Origin of the sequence: Pseudarthrobacter chlorophenolicus A6, from assembly GCF_000022025.1 — a bacterium.
In the GTDB taxonomy this organism is placed as follows: Bacteria; Actinomycetota; Actinomycetes; order Actinomycetales; family Micrococcaceae; genus Arthrobacter; species Arthrobacter chlorophenolicus.
Genome location: NC_011879.1, coordinates 350,205 through 367,045 on the forward strand (window position 1 = coordinate 350,205; position 16,841 = coordinate 367,045).

Annotated in this window: 18 protein-coding genes; 12 read left to right on the forward strand and 6 right to left on the reverse strand. The window is 64.1% G+C overall.

Annotated elements, in window-relative coordinates; all coding sequences use genetic code 11:
• Positions 1-19 precede the first annotated feature (19 nt).
• Positions 20-1,030, forward strand: a complete 1,011-nt coding sequence (locus ACHL_RS22185) for a zinc-ribbon domain-containing protein (protein ID WP_043795103.1) — start codon at positions 20-22, stop codon at positions 1,028-1,030.
• Here ACHL_RS22185 and fabG read toward each other — a convergent pair.
• Complete coding sequence (fabG, locus tag ACHL_RS22190; RefSeq protein WP_012623380.1) at positions 1,027-1,758, reverse strand: 3-oxoacyl-ACP reductase FabG; 732 nt, start codon at positions 1,756-1,758, stop codon at positions 1,027-1,029. The two genes, ACHL_RS22185 and fabG, sit on opposite strands and share 4 nt — an antisense overlap.
• A 118-nt stretch (positions 1,759-1,876) precedes the next feature.
• Here fabG and ACHL_RS24400 point away from each other — a divergent pair, with 118 nt between their 5' ends.
• The 4 genes from ACHL_RS24400 to ACHL_RS22205 all read left to right on the forward strand — a co-directional run bounded on the left by ACHL_RS24400 (position 1,877) and on the right by ACHL_RS22205 (position 5,559).
• Positions 1,877-2,041 carry a hypothetical protein gene (locus ACHL_RS24400; RefSeq protein WP_012623381.1) on the forward strand — a complete coding sequence of 55 codons (165 nt, stop codon included), beginning with the start codon at positions 1,877-1,879 and terminating at the stop codon, positions 2,039-2,041.
• A gap of 32 nt (positions 2,042-2,073) precedes the next feature.
• Positions 2,074-2,481 (forward strand): hypothetical protein, encoded by a 408-nt coding sequence (locus ACHL_RS22195; RefSeq protein WP_139187298.1) that lies wholly within the window; start codon positions 2,074-2,076, stop codon positions 2,479-2,481.
• 77 nt (positions 2,482-2,558) lie between these two features.
• Positions 2,559-4,847 carry a DEAD/DEAH box helicase gene (locus ACHL_RS22200; RefSeq protein WP_012623383.1) on the forward strand — a complete coding sequence of 763 codons (2,289 nt, stop codon included), beginning with the start codon at positions 2,559-2,561 and terminating at the stop codon, positions 4,845-4,847.
• Between the two features lie 61 nt (positions 4,848-4,908).
• On the forward strand, positions 4,909-5,559 hold the full coding sequence (locus ACHL_RS22205; protein WP_012623384.1) for a hypothetical protein: 651 nt from the start codon (positions 4,909-4,911) through the stop codon (positions 5,557-5,559).
• Between the two features lie 115 nt (positions 5,560-5,674).
• Here the strand turns inward: ACHL_RS22205 and ACHL_RS22210 are convergent, their stop codons facing one another.
• Complete coding sequence (locus tag ACHL_RS22210) at positions 5,675-6,427, reverse strand: DUF2637 domain-containing protein (protein WP_012623385.1); 753 nt, start codon at positions 6,425-6,427, stop codon at positions 5,675-5,677.
• A 215-nt stretch (positions 6,428-6,642) separates the two neighbouring features.
• On the opposite strand from ACHL_RS22210, the gene ACHL_RS22215 reads away from it, so the two are divergent.
• From ACHL_RS22215 to ACHL_RS22245, 7 genes are all read left to right on the forward strand, one after another.
• Complete coding sequence (locus ACHL_RS22215; RefSeq protein WP_157672516.1) at positions 6,643-7,032, forward strand: hypothetical protein; 390 nt, start codon at positions 6,643-6,645, stop codon at positions 7,030-7,032.
• Between the two features lie 80 nt (positions 7,033-7,112).
• Positions 7,113-8,150, forward strand: a complete 1,038-nt coding sequence (locus ACHL_RS22220) for a hypothetical protein (RefSeq protein WP_012623387.1) — start codon at positions 7,113-7,115, stop codon at positions 8,148-8,150.
• A 10-nt stretch (positions 8,151-8,160) separates the two neighbouring features.
• The gene (locus tag ACHL_RS22225) at positions 8,161-8,580 is read left to right on the forward strand and encodes a hypothetical protein (protein WP_012623388.1); all 420 of its coding nucleotides are present in this window, start codon (positions 8,161-8,163) and stop codon (positions 8,578-8,580) included.
• A 99-nt stretch (positions 8,581-8,679) separates the two neighbouring features.
• Positions 8,680-9,015 carry a hypothetical protein gene (locus ACHL_RS22230; RefSeq protein ID WP_012623389.1) on the forward strand — a complete coding sequence of 112 codons (336 nt, stop codon included), beginning with the start codon at positions 8,680-8,682 and terminating at the stop codon, positions 9,013-9,015.
• 64 nt (positions 9,016-9,079) lie between these two features.
• Positions 9,080-9,532 (forward strand): hypothetical protein, encoded by a 453-nt coding sequence (locus tag ACHL_RS22235; RefSeq protein WP_012623390.1) that lies wholly within the window; start codon positions 9,080-9,082, stop codon positions 9,530-9,532.
• On the forward strand, positions 9,529-12,513 hold the full coding sequence (locus ACHL_RS22240; RefSeq protein WP_012623391.1) for a hypothetical protein: 2,985 nt from the start codon (positions 9,529-9,531) through the stop codon (positions 12,511-12,513). The genes ACHL_RS22235 and ACHL_RS22240 overlap by 4 nt, the downstream gene beginning before the upstream one ends.
• Positions 12,514-12,651: 138 nt before the next feature.
• The gene (locus tag ACHL_RS22245; RefSeq protein ID WP_012623392.1) at positions 12,652-13,362 is read left to right on the forward strand and encodes a hypothetical protein; all 711 of its coding nucleotides are present in this window, start codon (positions 12,652-12,654) and stop codon (positions 13,360-13,362) included.
• Between the two features lie 48 nt (positions 13,363-13,410).
• Here ACHL_RS22245 and ACHL_RS22250 read toward each other — a convergent pair whose 3' ends face one another.
• Genes ACHL_RS22250 through ACHL_RS23615 form a run of 4 tightly spaced genes read right to left on the reverse strand, consistent with a single transcriptional unit; the run spans position 13,411 to position 16,834 of the window.
• Positions 13,411-14,067, reverse strand: a complete 657-nt coding sequence (locus ACHL_RS22250; RefSeq protein WP_012623393.1) for a hypothetical protein — start codon at positions 14,065-14,067, stop codon at positions 13,411-13,413.
• Positions 14,068-14,096: 29 nt separating this feature from the next.
• Entirely contained in the window at positions 14,097-15,992 is a 1,896-nt protein-coding gene (locus tag ACHL_RS22255; RefSeq protein WP_043795104.1) for a CHAP domain-containing protein, read from the reverse strand.
• Positions 15,993-16,029: 37 nt separating this feature from the next.
• A complete protein-coding gene (locus tag ACHL_RS22260) occupies positions 16,030-16,365 on the reverse strand; it encodes a hypothetical protein (RefSeq protein ID WP_012623395.1) in 336 nt (111 codons plus the stop codon).
• Positions 16,352-16,834 (reverse strand): HNH endonuclease, encoded by a 483-nt coding sequence (locus ACHL_RS23615; protein ID WP_012623396.1) that lies wholly within the window; start codon positions 16,832-16,834, stop codon positions 16,352-16,354. Before ACHL_RS23615 ends, ACHL_RS22260 begins: the two co-directional genes overlap by 14 nt.
• Between the last annotated feature and the right edge of the window lie 7 nt (positions 16,835-16,841).

A 16,841-nucleotide genomic window follows, 5' to 3' on the forward strand; every position in this document is an offset into this window, starting at 1 on the left:
GTCAGGGCAGTCCGCACACATGGGGGAGGTGAGCAAAAATGACAAGCGGCAGCGCACCGGAACCCACCAGCCCAAGAGCCCGGCTCCCGGCCGGTCACTGGCCGAACGCTTCCCGGCCTACGCGGCCGAATGGGACACCGCCGGAAATGGAACACTGCGCCCGGGCGACGTTTCCTACGGCTCGGACGTAGTCGCCTCCTGGGTGTGCCCGGCCGGACACGGCACGTACATGTTGAAGGTGAACCACCGCACCTCCAGAAATCGCGGCTGCTCCAAGTGCGGCAAGGCACGGCTGGACGCGCCCAAGAAGGGCAAAACCCTCGCCGAAGCGTTCCCCGAGATCGCCGCCGAATGGGACTACGAGAAAAACTACCCGCTCACCCCGGCGGACGTCGCGCCGCGCTCCAACAAGAAGGCCTATTTCATCTGCCCCGTCGGTCACGGTTCGACAGAGTCCTACATCAGCAACCGCACTGCGGGCAACGGATGCCCCGACTGCGGCAAGAAGCGCAACGCCGCGAAAACATCCTCCCGCGCCGTGGCCCGCGGCAACCTTGCAGACGCCAACCCTGCCCTGGCCGCAGAATGGAACACGGAGATGAATACCCTCACCCCCTCGGACGTCAGTCACGGCACACCGAAAGTCGTGTGGTGGAACTGCCCCGAAGGGCACGACCCGTACCAGGCCCAGGTCTGCCGCCGCCACCGGGGCCAGGGCTGCCCGGCCTGCGCGAACATCAGCCGAGCAAAGGCGATCAGCTATAAAGGGCCGAAGCCAGGCACTTCTTTGGCTGACACGCGCCCCGATCTGCTCCCGGAATGGGACACGGAACGCAACACCCTGACGCCGGCAGACGTCTCGGCCGGCAGCCAGAAGGTCGTCCACTGGATCTGCCGCGACGGTCACCGTTATGAACGCAGCGTCGTCCAGCGCGCGGCCGTCAACATCTGCCCTGTTGAACGCAAAGAGCGATCAGAAGCCAGGAAGGCAGGCGGACAGCCCTCAGCGATCGTGGGTCTGGCTGCCTAGTGCCCCATGCTTGCGCCGCCGTCGACGGGGATGACGGCACCTGAGATGTATGCCGCCTCGTCGCTGGCGAGCCACCGGACCACGTTGGCGATCTCAGACGGCTCCGCGAACCGGGCGGCCGGGATCTCTCCCAGGTACTTCGTCTTAATGTCCTCGGAGACGTGGTTGAAGATGTCCGTGAGCACCACGCCGGGCATGACGACGTTCGCTGTGATGCCGCGGCCGCCCAGCTCGCGGGTGATGGACCGGGCGATACCGATCATGCCGGCCTTGGAAGCTGAATAGTTGACCTGGCCGGGAACGCCGCGGACACCGGAGGGCGAAGAGATCATCACAATCCGGCCCTTGCGCAGCTTCATCATGCCCTTGGTCGCGCGCTGGATGACCCGGAACGCGCCGGTCAGGTTTGCGTCCAGGACAGAGGTGAAGTCATCCTCGGACATGCGCATCAGGAGGGTGTCCTTGGTGATGCCAGCGTTCGGCACCAGGACCTCGACCGGACCATGAGCAGCCTCAACGGTCTTGAACGCCTCTTCGATGGATGACTGGTCGGTGACATCTGCCTTCACACCCAGGACGCCCTCGGGAAGGTCCGTCTCGCTTCGGTAGGTCACTGCGACCTTGTCGCCGTTTGCCAGGAACGACTTGGCGATCGCCAGGCCGATACCCCGGTTGCCTCCCGTGATGAGGACGCTGCGGCCGGTCCTGCGTTCTGCGGTAGCTGTCATTTCTTTTCCCTCCAGTGTCATGGACCGTGACAGCTTACCTGTCGGAGGTATAGGCCTGCCCAGATGTCCTCTACGCATGTCTCAAGGTAGAACGCCCCGGACAACAGGAAGAACCGCCATGACCTCCACCATCACCATCGACCAGCTCCGCAACCGTGAAATCGGTGCCGCCGAACTGCTCGCCACTGCAGGAGAAAACGACGATCGCAGCCGGAATATCGTCACCGCTCCCGGCGCACCGCTTTCGGTTTTCGGACGCAAATTGGCGGGCCACGGGGGCTGAATACAACAATTCGACGAGGCCGCCTTCTATAAATGATGGCGGCTTTTGTCTGCCCGAAATTCTTCTCCAAACAGGTGAAAAACGGGCACCTGCAAGGGGTGTTCCGCACACATAGAAGGCAAGGAAACCACCCGCAAAACCAGCAGGAGATTGTCATGGATGTATGGATCGAAACGACCCAGGGAACACTGGTAAAAGCTTCCGCGACGACCCATATCACCATGCGCGAGATGAAGGATTCCGGGAATTGGGAAGTCAGCGTTTCAGCGTCGGCGGCTCCGGCCCCTGTCGCGAGTGGACTGGCTGACAAGGCAGCGGCCCGAACGGTGCGGAACACGCTGGCACTGAGCATGTCCACCGCCAAGGACGCCAGCACGCCGCAGGTGGTCGCCTACGACGATCAGGAGCGTTCCGTCACCACCTACAACCTCGCCGCCTAGGTGAGGGTGCCCGCCGGAACTGCGCCGATCGCCTGTCCCTGAAGGCCCGTCAGCCTGCCTGACGCATAGGAAAAGCCATGGCCCTAACAGCTGTCCTCACCGGGACCTACCGCAACCCTGAACTCCGCTTCAAATTCGGCTGGGGTGCAACCCTGCCCAACGGCAAGTCTGCCCAGGACTGGGTCAAGAAGCTGCCAGGCCGACGGTGGGACAACTCAGAGAAGACCTGGTACATCACGGGCACCGGAACGCACCCGGACCGTTTCTTCGAGGCAGCAAAAATCGAGGTGGACTACTCCGAGACCACGGGAGACCTGGCCGGTCTGGATTCGTTGGAGTCCCTTTGGCGTCCGCTGGTTCAGCGATCCGAACGTTATCCGCACATGGTATTCGTCCGACCCCGGCTGGCCGGCTTTGAGCGAATGAGCGCCATCCTTGGCCCTGGAGCCATCTGGGACAAGGCTCGCCAGAGGTTCAATGTCATGCTCTCGGACCTCGTCACCGATGAAGGCGAAGCCAAGAAGGGGCTGAGGCTCGACCCACTCACCTATGAGGCCGCCGTCCAGTCACGGCAGCTTGAAAGTATCCCTGAGCCCGTCCGCGCGGCCGCCAGGGAACTGGCCAGCTCCACGGGAGTCCTCGGCGATGAGCAGAAGGAACTCTCGCCCCGTGCCAAGGAACTCATCGACGTTGTCGCCTCCCACACCGGATACCTGCCCAAGTGGTTCGGGCTCGCCCTGTACCCCTTCCAAGTCGCGGGAGCCTACGCCATTGCCGGCGGACACCGCGCATTGGCAGATGCGCCTGGGTTGGGCAAAACCCGGCAAGCCCTGGCGGCGGCCGCCATCAAGCGCTCCCGCCGCACTGTCATCGTCGTGCCGCCTCTGGTGGTGGAGAACTGGTGCCGTGAGGCCTACGCCGCGCTGGGGCCCGGACTGAAGAAGATCCAGCCGCCCGAGGAGGCAACCCCGAAGCCGGCAACGACGAAACGGAAATCGAAGGGCAAGCCCAAGGCGCCACCTAAGAAGCCAGACTTCCCCCCGTACATTGTCCCCATCCGGGCCGGAAAGAAGGTGCCCGCGTTCCCGGAGGCCGGGGTTGTCGTTGTCGCAGACTCTTTGCTCGGCTCTCGTCCGGAGCTCGTAGACCAGCTGGTGGCCTGGGACCCGAGGGCTGCCTTGTTCGATGAGGTGCACCGGTCCCGGACCTGGGCAGGCCAGCGCGCCACAGCCAATCGGAACTTGGCCTGCTCCATCGACGCCCTCCGCCTGCCCATGACCGGTACCCCGTTCCTGCAAAACCCCGCCGAAGGCGTCAACATGCTCGCCATCGCCGGTCTCCTGGACCCGGTGTTCGGTGGCGCCTCCAAGTTCATGGAGACGTACACGACGCAGAACCACTTCGGCGCCTTCCTGCCCAACCGCAAGATGCTCCCGCAGCTCGAGGAAATCCTCACACACAGCTGCTGGGTCCGGCGAAACAAGAAGGACGTCCTCAAGCAGCTGCCGCCCAAGCTGCGCACCACCCGCTACGTGGAGATCGACCCCAAAGGCTTCAAGGCCGCCCACGACACCTTGTACGAGAAGGTCACCGAGTGGATCGAGGAGCAGCGCGACGCCGGTGAGATCATCTCCAAGGAGACCATCAAGGAGTTCGCCCGTTCCAGGGTGGACCTCATTACCCCGCTGCGCGCCGCGGCCGGCATCGCCAAAATCCCAGCCGCCATCGAGATCATCTCCGACTGGATGGAAGCCACCACCGAGGTTCGCAACGGCAAGAAGGTCTACACACGACCCTTGACGGTGTGGGTGCACCACCAACCAGTCATGCAGGCCCTCATCGAAGCTGTCGAGAAGGCCGGTATCGCCGACGCCGGATTCATCGACGGGGGAGTGGCCCAGCACAAGCGCCAGGCCGTCGCGGACAAGCTGCAGAACGGTGAGATCGGTGTCATCTTCTGTTCCATCGGGGCCGCAGGCTTCGGCATCACCCTGACCGCCAGCTCCGACACCATCTTCATCGAGACTGACTGGACCCCGGCGAACATCAGCCAGGCAGAAGATCGGAACAACCGCATCGGCCAGCTGAACACCTGCATGGTCACTACGTTGCTGGCCACCAATACCCTCGATGCCCACATGCGCGCCATCCTCCGGAACAAAGCCAAGGACCTGGATGTCATGATGCCCGGCGCCGACAACAACGTCACCAGGATGACCTCGGTGCTGAACGAGGAGACCAACGCCTACGAGGTCCTCACGGAAGAGGACCTGGAGCTGGAGAAGAACTTCAAGTCCCTGGGCGACATCGTCGAGAACATCGTCCAGGACATCCTGTTCATCCGCGGCTACGAGCTGGCCGCATGATGAGGGGCGCGCGGATTGCCGTACACATGTTGACCATGAGCTTCACCACGGGTCCCTGCTGATGGCGGGACTGAAGACGAAACCCGAGTACGAAGGCCTGGCCGAAGCGGTCAGCCTGGGAATCGCTGTGCTCAAAAAGTCCAAGCAGAACACGTGGGCTGAGCTCGTTGACGGGATGAACTCGGGCAACCTGCTGGTCGTCAAAGCCTTCAAGGCCCTCGACCTGACGGACGCGCAGCTGGAGACGGTGAACGCCTGGCAGTCGGTGTTGAACCTCGTCAAGATCAACCCCGCGGTCATCCCTGTCATCTGCCCTGTCTGCGAGTACTACGTTCTGACCGCCGACACGGCACCATCGCGTTGCATGGTCACGGCCGGATGTGAAGGCAAACCCTTCAAGGTCGCAGCTGCCACCGGGATCACCGCCGCGAAGGCCGCCGCCGCCCCGGCGGCCGCCGAAACGCAACCCGAACCAGAAGAAGCACCGGCAAAGGCAGCGCCCGCGAAAAGGGCGGCGAAGAAGACAGGCGCAGCCTCCGATCCGATGATCGAGCACATGCCGGACGACTTTCCCGAACCGGATCCCGTGGCAGAGGCCCAGCCGCCCGCCGGCCCCTCACCTGAGGAACCGCCCGCGCCGGCGAAGAGCCCCGACGCAGCGCCGGCCCTTGACCTGGTGGTAGTGGCCGATGACGAAGACCCCTTCGCCTGACCTGCGCCGTGACAGGAGCCAGCATGAGGATTTACAGACGGATTCGATGGTGGTGGTCTACGACCGTCCACACGCGGATCTGCATGAAGTGCATGACAAGCCCCTAGGGGCTCGCTCAGTGGGCTGAAGCTGGCTCGCGAGCACCGGAAAGGGCCCTCGCCACCGTCGTTTTGGACACCCCCAGCTGTTGCGCAATCGCCCTCTGGCTGAGGTTCCCTGAGGCCAGTTCCCGGATCTTTTGCGGGTCGACTTCAGGGCGCATTTTTGGGGTGGACCGCAGGTGGTCCTTTAGGTGGTCCACCCCCGGTCCATTTGCTGGTCCACCAAGTGGTCCTTTTCGTGGTCCACCTGAAGTGGTCCAGTGGTCCTTTCCGTGGTCCATGCGGTCGGCGTGGACCAGCTGGTCACGCGCCCGCTTCCTCCGCTGAGCCACCGATCCGTAGGCTGGCGCCACCACCAGGTTGACCGTCGTCTCCGTTGCGAAGAACAGGCTGACGGGCATGATGGCGGCCAGGAAGGCTCCGAAGATAACCGTCGAATCCAGGTCCCGGGCCACTCCGGAAGGTGCCAGAACGTGGGCCCCGTTGGCGAGGACGGACACGAGTGTGAAGAAGGCGACGGCCATCCAGGACAGGGTCGTTGATTCCCCTCTTGCCCTTTGAACACTGGCCGCAACGGCGTAAACGAGGATGGTGGAGTCCACGACGATCGGGACGAGCCAGCGCAGGTACTCCGGGATGCCGGCCCATGCGGCGGCCTGAATCAGGCCGAGGAATGAGAGGGTGAAGCTCGCCAACGCCAAGACACCGACCAGTGCCAGCGACAGCATCACCATCGTCCGGCTGTCGGGCTCGATACGTGATGTCATTCGTCCGCTTCCTCCCTTTGCCGGTGGTCCGTGTGGACCGCTCGGAGTTCAGTCTAGGACCGGTCCCCGACAATTAGCCCGGCGCGAAAAGACCAGGGGTGGACCAGCAAAAGGACCACTATGGACCACCCCGATGGACCATCAAAAGGACCACCGATGGACCAGGGGTGGACCACCCGGGGAAAGTCCAGGTTCCGTCCGCACACATCAGGCCCATGAGCAACGCCAGGAAGACCCTCTCTGCAGTGGCAGCAGCTGCCGCCATCCTCACTGCCGCCACCGGCTGCTCGGCCGGCATAGAGCCAGTCGGCGGTGTTGTCAGCAAGGAGGACCGCGAAGCCTACGAAACGGCCCACTTCCTCACGCCTGAAGGGAAAGCTTCGGCGGACCAGGAGCTCGCGAAGATCACCGGGAAAGCGGCAGAAGATCGATCGTCGGCGGCTTACGTGAACGATGTCTTGCTGCGCCCGGCGGATTGGCCGGAGCTGGCCCACGGGAAGCTCTGCGAATACACGGCTGCTCTCATCGGGGACGCTGACCGGGACGGGACAGCTGTCCCCGAGAAGGCTCGTGCCGCAGCAAATCGGATCCTGGCGGACTGCTGATTTGCAGCAAGGAAATGTGATTCCGGACATTTTTTCCTGAAACCTGCGCGTTTGGCGAAGTTGCCGCACACACACGAGGCATGAGCAACGACATCGCATCCTCAGCCGGCACGAACCGCGTCCCGAAGGGCATCCCCACGGGAGGCCAGTTCGCTGCGACCACGCACGCCGAGCCCACCCTGAGCCTCGCCGCAGAGCGGCTTTCGGAACTGGTCGACGTTGAGGACTTCGTCGACATTGCCTACACCTCGGCAGCGCATTGGCAGCGCCGCTACAACCAGCAGGACAAGTCGATCATTGTCGATACCGACGACATCGCCCAGGAAACCATGCTCCGCACCCTCGAGGCGCTGGACAGGGGCCGGAAGATCACCGACTTCCGCCAGATGGTCACCTCCACGGCTGCCAACGTGACGGTGCGCGCCACCGAAACGACCTTCCGCGCCGAAGACCGCAAGGCCTACCGCATTTTCGAGGCGCAGCGTACCGAGATCGAAGCCAAGACCGGCCGCCAGATGACCCAGCGCGAAAAGGATGAGCTGGCACAGAAGGTCCTCGACGAGTGGCACGACCCGCGCCACAAGCCGTCCAAGGACTTCCGTATCGCGCGCACCTTTGACCGTTCCCTCGACGCCCCGCACGGAGCAGACGGTGGCGTGGAGTCGACCCTCGGAGCAACTCTCGTGAACCCCGAACAGAGCGGCCACTACATCCAGCCCGGCTCCTACATGGACCGTGCCCACAACGCCATGGAGGAAACCGGCGCAGCCCACAAGGCCGAGATGAAGCGCCTGGCGTGGAACGCCATCGCCGAGGGCACCCAGGTGCCGATGTCCAACCCGGGCAGCCTGTCCCAGCGCCAGGTCACCAAGCACCGCGGCGTCATCAACAACCTCGAGGGCGGCATCATGGGCGCCTGCCGCGACTGGTCCACCAACGGAGAACCGAACGACGCCACCGAAGCGCTGTTCGCCCCGTTCGGCGAGCTGGAATTCGAGGACCAGGAGAGCGTCGTCACCATGCTCGAAGGCTTCGAAGCCCGCGGTGAAGGCGTCGCCCAGACCATGTGGGAGTCCGCCATGGCCATTGCCAACAACAAGCACAGCAAGACCGCCTAGGAGGCATGAAGTGCCCACGAACCGAGTTCCCAAAGGAGTCCGAGGCGGCGGCCAGTTCGCCGCTTCGGCCCACATGGAGCCAGACCTCAGCATCACGAACGCGGACTTCCCGTCCGTAGGAGACGCTGACGTCGACCAGCTCCGTGCCCTGGCCGAGAGCAACGACCCGCTGGTCCGCGCGGAGGTGACCTCCAGCATCCGCGTACCGGATGACGTCCTGGAACGCCTCGCCGAGCCCGACCAGCCTCCGGCGGTGCGACTCGCGGCAGTGAACACCGGGTACGCGGGCACAGCCGACCGGGCCGCCGAGGACCCTCACCCGCTGGTCCGGGCAGCTGCCCTGACGGGATGGGACCTGTCAGACGCACACCGTGAACGACTCGCACACGATCCGAAAGTTCAGCGTGTCATGGGACTCATCTCCCACTGAACGGCCATCACCCAGAGATCTACGCATGTCAATGAGTAGAAGCAACCCAGCAGAACTAAGCCGCAAACGCCCCGGCGTCTGCATCAAGAAAGGCAAGAAATGAACGCTGTTCCCATGGCCGTCCCGATGGCCGGCGAAGTCAACCTCAAGGGCGGTTGGGACAGGGTATGGCAGGCCGTACTCGAAGGGTTCCCCGGTCTTCCCCAGCTGCTGACCATTATCGGCGTGGTGCTTGTCGCCTTCGCGCTGCTCAAGTGGGCCTGGGACCGGCGCCGCGGCGGCGGCATGGGCCAGGGCTCTCAGCCGCTGTGGGGCGCCCTGATCCCCGGCGCCATCCTGTGCGCTCCGGGCATCCTTTTCCCGCTGCTTCTGGGACTCCTCGACTGGGTGGCCAACATCTGCATCCAGCTGGCGAAAACCGCAACAGGACAGTAGCCGCCAAAGATCAACCGTAAGCCGGGGCTTCCGAGCCCCGGCTTACGTCTGAAGGGACAATTTCATGGCCACCATCAACTCCCTGTACCTGCTGACCCCCATGACGGGCCGCACGTCAGGTGCCGACAGGACCACGGTCATCGGCACGGTCGAAATGAAATGGCGCACCTTCTGGATTGCGGTCATCGCCATGGTTCCCGCGGGCATCCTGACCGCGTTCTTCTTCCCCATGCTCCAGTCCTGGGCGATGCTCTGGATCCCACTGGTTGAAGGCGCCGCCTTCCTCCTCATCGAGCGCCGGTCCAAGGACGGCCTGCGGCTCCGCACCTATCAGGCCATGTTCGATAAGAAGCGTTCAGCAGTGAACACCTTCTACCTGTGCGGCATGCCGGTTGACGTCACCGGTGAAACGTTCGGCACCATTCGCCAGATCACAGTCCCCGTCCATCGCGACGCAGATGACTCCCGGCCCGCACAGCCCACCTACTTCGAAGATTTTGAGGCATCCTCCCGATGAAGAAGTCCCTGTTCGCCCGTCTGACCGGGGCCCTCATCGTGATGGCCGCCTTGACCGTGGGCATGGCACCGGCAGCCAGTGCCGCCGCTGCACCAGCCCACTCCCAGGTCGCCATCAGCACGCCGGCCGCCGCCCCGGCCATGGTCTCAGCCGCCTCTACCTGCACCGGCTCCAGTACAGAGGGAAAGTACGCCTCAAGCTCCCCGCAGCTCCCGGTCAACCGCTGGGCCGATGCCACGGCCAATATGCACTCGCGCCTGGATAACCAGTTCATGGCCGACACTGCGCAGCTTCTGCAGCGCCACGCCCTCGTCACCGCGGGCATGTCCAGCGGAAACTTCATGTGGTCCCTGGGCACCGGAGCCTCTGCGTTCGCCATCAACTTCTGCATGCTCGATTCCATGGGCGGGGCAGCCGACCAGGTAGGCGCAACCATCGGAGGCGCCGTTCTTAGCTCCGGACTGCTGGCCGCTATCGTCGTTATCGCTGTCGCCATCCTCCTGTTCCAGGCCCGCCGACGCGGCGGAGCCGCATGGAAGACAATCGTCGCCAAGGGCGCCATTGTCGGCCTGCTCGGCATTATGGTGGCCGGTTCGATGAACTCCACCGGCGGCGGGAAGGACGGAAGCACGGCGGAGTACAAGCCCGGCCTCATGTCTCCCGGCTGGATCGTGACGACCCTGAACAAGACGGTCTCGTCGCTTGCTTCCGCACCCGCCTCTGCACTGGCCATGCCTACCACGCAGACCGGGATTTATGACACGACGGATCCGCTGTCCTGCGCCAACTACATCCAGTCCCTCAAGGCCGGCTACCAAAGCACGTACGGGGCCGGAGCCGACAAGCTCTCCTCCGGCGTTCCGATGATCATGTCGACCCTCTGGGAAGGCACGGGCCTGAAGACCTGGCGCAGCGCTCAGTTCGGCACCAACGGCCTGGACTCAGAGGCCTACTGCCACCTTCTGGACTGGAACTCCGGTGTCGGCGTCATGGGCTCATCCCTGGACGCGGACCGCTCCGCAGCCGCCTCCACCGTCCGCGCGACAATGGGCCGGTACTGGGATAAGGGCTACAACGAATCCTTCTACAACTCCAAGGCCTGGCAGCCGACAGACACCGTCAGCAGGGACCGCTCCCTGGTTGGCTTCGCAACCTGCAAGCTCAGCGCCGATGGCAACCCCACCGACAAAGGCAGCTGGTCCATCCGCGAGCCGTTCGCCTCTGGTGACACCGAGAAGAAGGTCAGCCAGGATGACTGCAAGAACTGGTTCACGCAGGAAGGCGACGCGCCAGGGGCCATGGACTGGACCTCCAACGGTGACGACGTCCAGAAGCGCACCCAGAACCTGGACCTGCGCGACTTCATCCTGACCCTTCACGGCAACTACAACTACCAGGGCCTGACCTCGGTCTTCGCCTACAACCTCTCCGCCCTCGCCATGCTCCTGGTCTTCGGTGCGGTTGCCGTCTCGATCATCGTTGCCAAGATTGCGATGGTCATCATGATCATCACCGCTTTCTTCCTGGTCATCATGTGTCTGCTGCCGAGCGCCGGCACAGACAAGCTGGCAGGCTTCATGAAGATGTTGCTCGGAATGAACATCTTCGTCTTCGGGATCCAGATGATCTTCGCTCTGATTGCTGTGCTCTCCAAGATGCTTCAAGGCCTGGGCGCCACCTTCCTGGGCGGCGACGGTTCCCTGTTCGCCACCCTCTGGACCGGGCTTTCTCCGCTGCTTGCGGTCTACCTGCTCCACATGATGTTCACCAAGGTCATGAAGGTCCCCTCCCCGTTCAAGCTCTCCGCAGGCCTGGCCTGGGGAACGTCGGCGGCGGCCGTGGGCGGGGCGGCAGCAGCCGGTGTTGGTTCCCTCCTGGACCGCACAGCCGGACGCCACGGTGCCCGCGCCATGGGAGCGGCGAAGCGCGCCGGCAGCCGCGGCCTGAACGGGGCAATGTCGGCAGCCTCGGGTGGACGCCTCGGAAAGAGCGCAGTAGCACGCCGCGGTGCGGCAGCTCCTGTCGGAGCCGCTGCAGGCGCTGCTGCCGGCGCCCGGGGAGCTCTGGCGGCTGGTTCCGTGCCTGGTGCCCTCGCCGGGGCCAAGCGCCGCGGCGGCCTGGACATGAAGAGCGCCTTCGGTGCAGGTGCCGCCGGTGGTGCTGTGGCCGCCGCGGGCAAGCGCAAGGGCCAGGTATCGGAGAACGTCGAAGAGCGGACCTCACCCGAGGCAGTGGCTGAGCAGCTCCAGTCCGGCGAGCACAACACTGACGGCAGGCTGGACCACCTTGACCTGGTCAACACGAACGTCGCGAACTCGCAGCTCACACGCGGTCCAATGTCCGCCAGCGACCGGAAGGCACTCAAGGGCGCCCAGAAGATCGAAAGGGTTGCGGCAACCCAGTGGGAGAAGCAGCGCCGCGCGGAGCTCGGGTTGGCGCCGGCGCCCACGACCATGGGTGGCAAGGCCAAGGCCGCCCTGGCGGATACCTGGTCCAGCACGCAGCAGCAGTTCCGTGAGAAGCCGTTGCGGACGTCGGCCAAGGTTCTGGCTACCGGCGCAGCAGTCGTGTTCACAGCACCGGCCCTGCCGCTCGCTCCGATCCTGGCCCCCGTGGCGGTTGCCGGTGCAGCCTTCGCCGGCAAGACCGCCGCTCGTTCGCTGGCCGCCAAGGCACCCGCTGCAAAACGGGCCAAGATGGACAGCACCACGATGGCCTACCGCGAGGCGATGCGTCACCAGATGAAGCAGAAGGCACCCAAGGCTCCGAAGGAGAGCAAGGAGCGCAAGGGAAGCCAGCAGACGGACGCGCAGACTTCCACGACTGTCGTGGATCAGCAGGAGATGGGGAGGTCGTCCCGAAACGTCGGTCCCCGCCCGGATGCACCACCTTCAGTCGGTCCAAGGTCCGAAGGGCAGGAGCTGGGACGGTCTGCTCCGGTAACCGAACCGATCCCCGTGGTCAGCGGGCCCAGGGCTTAGACGCGCGATAATGCCTCCAGCCGGACACACATGGGTTGGAGGCATTACCGTCCTGGAACGGACTCATCCAGTAGTATCAACGCCGAGCACCCGCGAGGCGTCATCAGTATCAGGAAGCATCAAAGGGAGCTTACGACCATGACAGCAGACGGCATCAACCGGGCCCCCGCGGGAATCCCCAGCGGAGGCCAGTTTGTGGCCACAAACCACGCGGAGGCCCCCATCCGACTCTTCGATCGAACCGACGGATCCTTCCTCAACCCGGCCCCGTCCGCGACCGCGGAACACTGCATTCAGTTCTGGTCCAACGTCGAAATCCCGGACGAGATCATCGACCAGGTGGTCGATGCGTACGCCACGTTCCGGCAGAAGGAAATTGACCAGGACATGGAGCAGCACATGACTGCCTGGCGGACTCACTGGGAAGAACAGAATCCCGTGCCAAAACGGAACCTGGAGGAGTACCAGGAACGGTTCAAGCGCGAGTACGAACAGCACCGTCAGTCCGTCCTCCCAGGCGTCGTCGCGAAGCGACCAGAGCGGTTGGGCCAGTACGACACCCGGCAGCTCATCCGGGCCACTAAGATGCTGATCCACCGTCCCAACCCGGCAAGGTTCCCGCCGGAGGAGGAACAGAAGGTCCTCGACGAGCCGGTGGAGCTGTACAACGAGACGCTGACGGTGCGGCAGATCGACCAGAAGTACAGCCTCTACGACGTCCGCTACGCGATGGACAAGGTGTTCCGCAACGATAACGCCCTGTTGGAGGCCTTGCAGAGCCAGTCAGAGCAGCTGTCCGGCATCCACGAGCAGCTCGTCCACCAGCGCTCTGATTTCAACAACTACTGAGCGCCCAAGAAAAAGGACCCCTCCGAGGAGGGGTCCTTTTTGTATGTCCTATTTGCTGGGCGGGGCGAGCTGGTCGACGAGCCAGCTCCCGTCCGGCTGTACCTGGACACGTCCGTCAAAGAGGGCACCGCCGTTCTTGAAGTAAGCGTGGAACGTCTTGGCGCCGGCCGATTCTTCAGCCAGGGAGACGCTGTCGAAGGTGTCTGAGGGGACAGCCCGGATGTCGGTGACCTCGAGCCCGGAGTAGAGGTCGGGGCTGACCAGTGGCTTCAGGCGCTTGAGCCACTCTTCCTTGCCGCCTGCGGTGTCGGCCCAGGCAGCGGCGAACTTGCTGGCGAAAGGCTTCCAGTCCTTCGCGGTGACCGACTGGGGTCCTGTGCCGATGACGCGTGGTGTTGCTGTTGGGGCTGGCGAGCCGCCTGTGGCTGTCTGCGCCCCTGCCGAGGCCACGGGGGAAGACGTGGGCGCCGGGGCGGATCCGGGGCCGGCAGCCGGGCTTGCAGGGGCTGTGGGGGCAGCCGTCTCAAGAGCAGCCGTGGCCTGGACGGTGGGTTTGACCTCGGCCGGGGGTTCTGTCTTCTGTCCGCTCTGCAGGAAGGCGAACACAGCCACCGAGATCGCGACGATGAGAACCAGTCCGATGACCACTGCGTTGTCTTTGAGGAACTGCACTGCGGGGTGGAGAGGTGTCGGGCCTGCGGCCATCGGTCGATCCTTTACTGTCGGTACGGGTACTACTTCTCAATGTCGGCGACGTGGATGAAGCCGGTGACATCCTTGATGGGGATGTTGCGTTTGTCGTAGGCCAGCGGCTCGAAGTTGTACTCTTCGATGTCGATGGTGCCCTTGTCAGGGTAGACGGCGCTGACAATGGCGACGTGGCCCGCATCGCCCGTGATGTTTGTTGGGCTCGACCAGTTCGCCGTCCACCAGGCGACGGAACCCACCTTCGGGGTGGTGTCCATCTTGTATTTGGAGCCGACAGTGTCCTTCCACTGCACTGCGTTGCCGAAAAGGCCAACCCCGATCTTAGCCGGGGTGAAAGGGTACTCCTGGCCTTCCTTCCAGCCCATCTGGACGTTCAGGCGCCAGGCGACGAACGACACGCACTGGCGCTTGTACAGCGACCACGGGTCGGCTTCGTCAGTGAAAACGCCGACCGGGTCACGGTAGGGGTAGTCGTCACCCTGCCCGGCTACACCGGTGCCGACCCCTCCGATCCCGCCGCTCTGGCAGCTGGACTGCGCCGCGGGCACCGAGGCGTCCAGGCCTGGTTCCTTGGTTGTGGTCGTGCCGTAGCTGCCCTTGGTGGGTTTCAGCTCGTCGACGAGCTTCTTTGCAGCGGTCTCGTCGTCGGCATAGGCGCTCGGAAACGCTGAGATCTGGACCTTCTGCGCGGCAACGGTGACGGGCAGGTCCTGCCAGCCGCTGATCGTCATCAGGCGTTCAAGGAACATGTCCGCGGACTTGCTCGGGCTCATTGCGTCTTCGACCGTGCCCCAGGAGAATTCGGCTCCGTTGACCTGCTGCTGGAAGAGGCCTACGGAGTAGGACTTCCTCCCCGCGCCCAGGTCGAAGCCACCCTCCGGGCCACCGAAGGAGAGCTCCTTGGAGCCGGGGACGCTGGAGTTCCAGTACATTTGCAGCCCGGACTCCTGCAGGGCGGTTGCGAGGGCGATGATGGCAGCCTTCTCCGGCATGCCCTTGGCGGCGACCTGGTCGATGATCGCCTGCGCGTATTCCTTCTTCTTCGCGTTCAGGTCGGCACTGGAGGGTTCACCGACGGTGACGGTGGAAGAGCCGCACTTGTCGGCAGCCCCGATCGCCCAGTTGCTGGCCCGGGTGAAGACGGCATCGGCAGCTCCGGGGTTTCCGCTAAGCGGCAGCGTTGCGATCGCCGCAACGTACTGCTTTTTCAGCTCATCGCGCGCCTGTTTGGATTCCTCGAGGTCCGACGCCTTCAGGACGTTCTCGCCTTTGGCGCCGCGGCTGTCCATGTAGCCGGCATCGAGGGCCGGGTTAGGCAGGGCGTCGACGGTGCCCTGGTTGGCCTTGGCGAGTTTCCGACCGAGGTACAGCGCGGCCTTGTCGAAGTCTTCCGCGTCAGCGTCACTGATTTCACCGGCAGTCTTGTCTATGTCGAGACCGAACGGGCCTTTGCCACCTGCGGCCCTGCTCTTGGCTGTCTGCTGAATTGCTGCGAGGATTTCCCAGCGCACGCCGGTCTGTGAGGCGGCGTCCCTGACTCGCTTCAGGTCTGCGGGTTTGTCGCCGAAGGATTTCAGGGCTGCTGTTTCGGCAACTACGGCGTGGCCGGCCGGGACAGCGGTGTTGGACTGGGCTGCACCGAAAACTACCTGTGCCAGCAAGGCGATGGTGAGGATGGGCGCTGCGATGGCAGCGGCGATGACCCTCCGGCCGGTCTTGGTCTTGACGGCACCCTTGACGGCGCCGAGGGCTGCACCTGTGGCACCGCCGGTTACGGCTCCCTGGGCGATGTTCGCGGCAACGGTGCCGGCGTCTGCTTTAGCCTGGCCAAGCGCGTCCGGCGCGCCGCCTGGGGTCGCGGACGGTGACGTTCCCGCTCCATCAGGAAGGGCCGGGCCGCTTTCGGGAGGATTGATGCTCATATCTTGGAACATGCGCAGATTTTGGGGGCAGGCCTCATCACCGACTGATGAGTGTGCGCATCTGCGGTAGCTTCCGGATTTTGTCCCAGCCCTGCGCCTGGTAGGTCAGGATCTCCTCGGCCCAGGTGATCCGCAGGCCGTCCGCGGCAGCGAGGGCGTCGAACTGGTCGGCCCAGTGGAACCCTGCCGGCTGATCAGGTGCCCGGGCTGCCGGCTCCAGGCCGGCCACCTGGCTGAGGGTGTATTCATCATTGATGCAGGACAGGACGTTCCACATCCCGTCCCCAAGGAAGATCGCATGGGGCTCCTGTCCCTGGATGGACCACAGTTCGCCCACCGCGGGGGACGGTGCGGTGCTCTCAACGCTGGGCAAAGCGTTCACCTGCCTTCACGTTCACACCCTGGGGAAAGTATTTTCTGCGCCTTGCCTCCATGCGCATCGTCGCCCAGACGGTCGGGATCTTGGCGCCCTTGGAGGTGTTGTGCCGTGCGCAGGCGGCGACGAAGTTGGCCATGGACGTTGACCCGCCCTTGGACCACGGATAGTGGTGGTCGCCGTGGTGTGCCTTGGCCTTGCAGCGCATAAAGAGCACGCCGTCCATCTCACATTGCCCGCCGGCGCGGCCGAAGCCTTCGTTCTTCTGGACGGCGGAGAACAGCCGGGAAGGGTCAGTCGGCACCGGCCGGTTCTGGGCGATGGCCCGCCCGACGTACACGAGCACGAGGAAACCTGCGATGACAAGGAACGGCACCGGGTTCGTGGTTATCAGGGAAGTCATGTTGGTGATCAGGCCCTGAATGAATCCGGTGAGCGTCTCAGTGAATGTGGTGGGGGAGGTCATGGCGCTT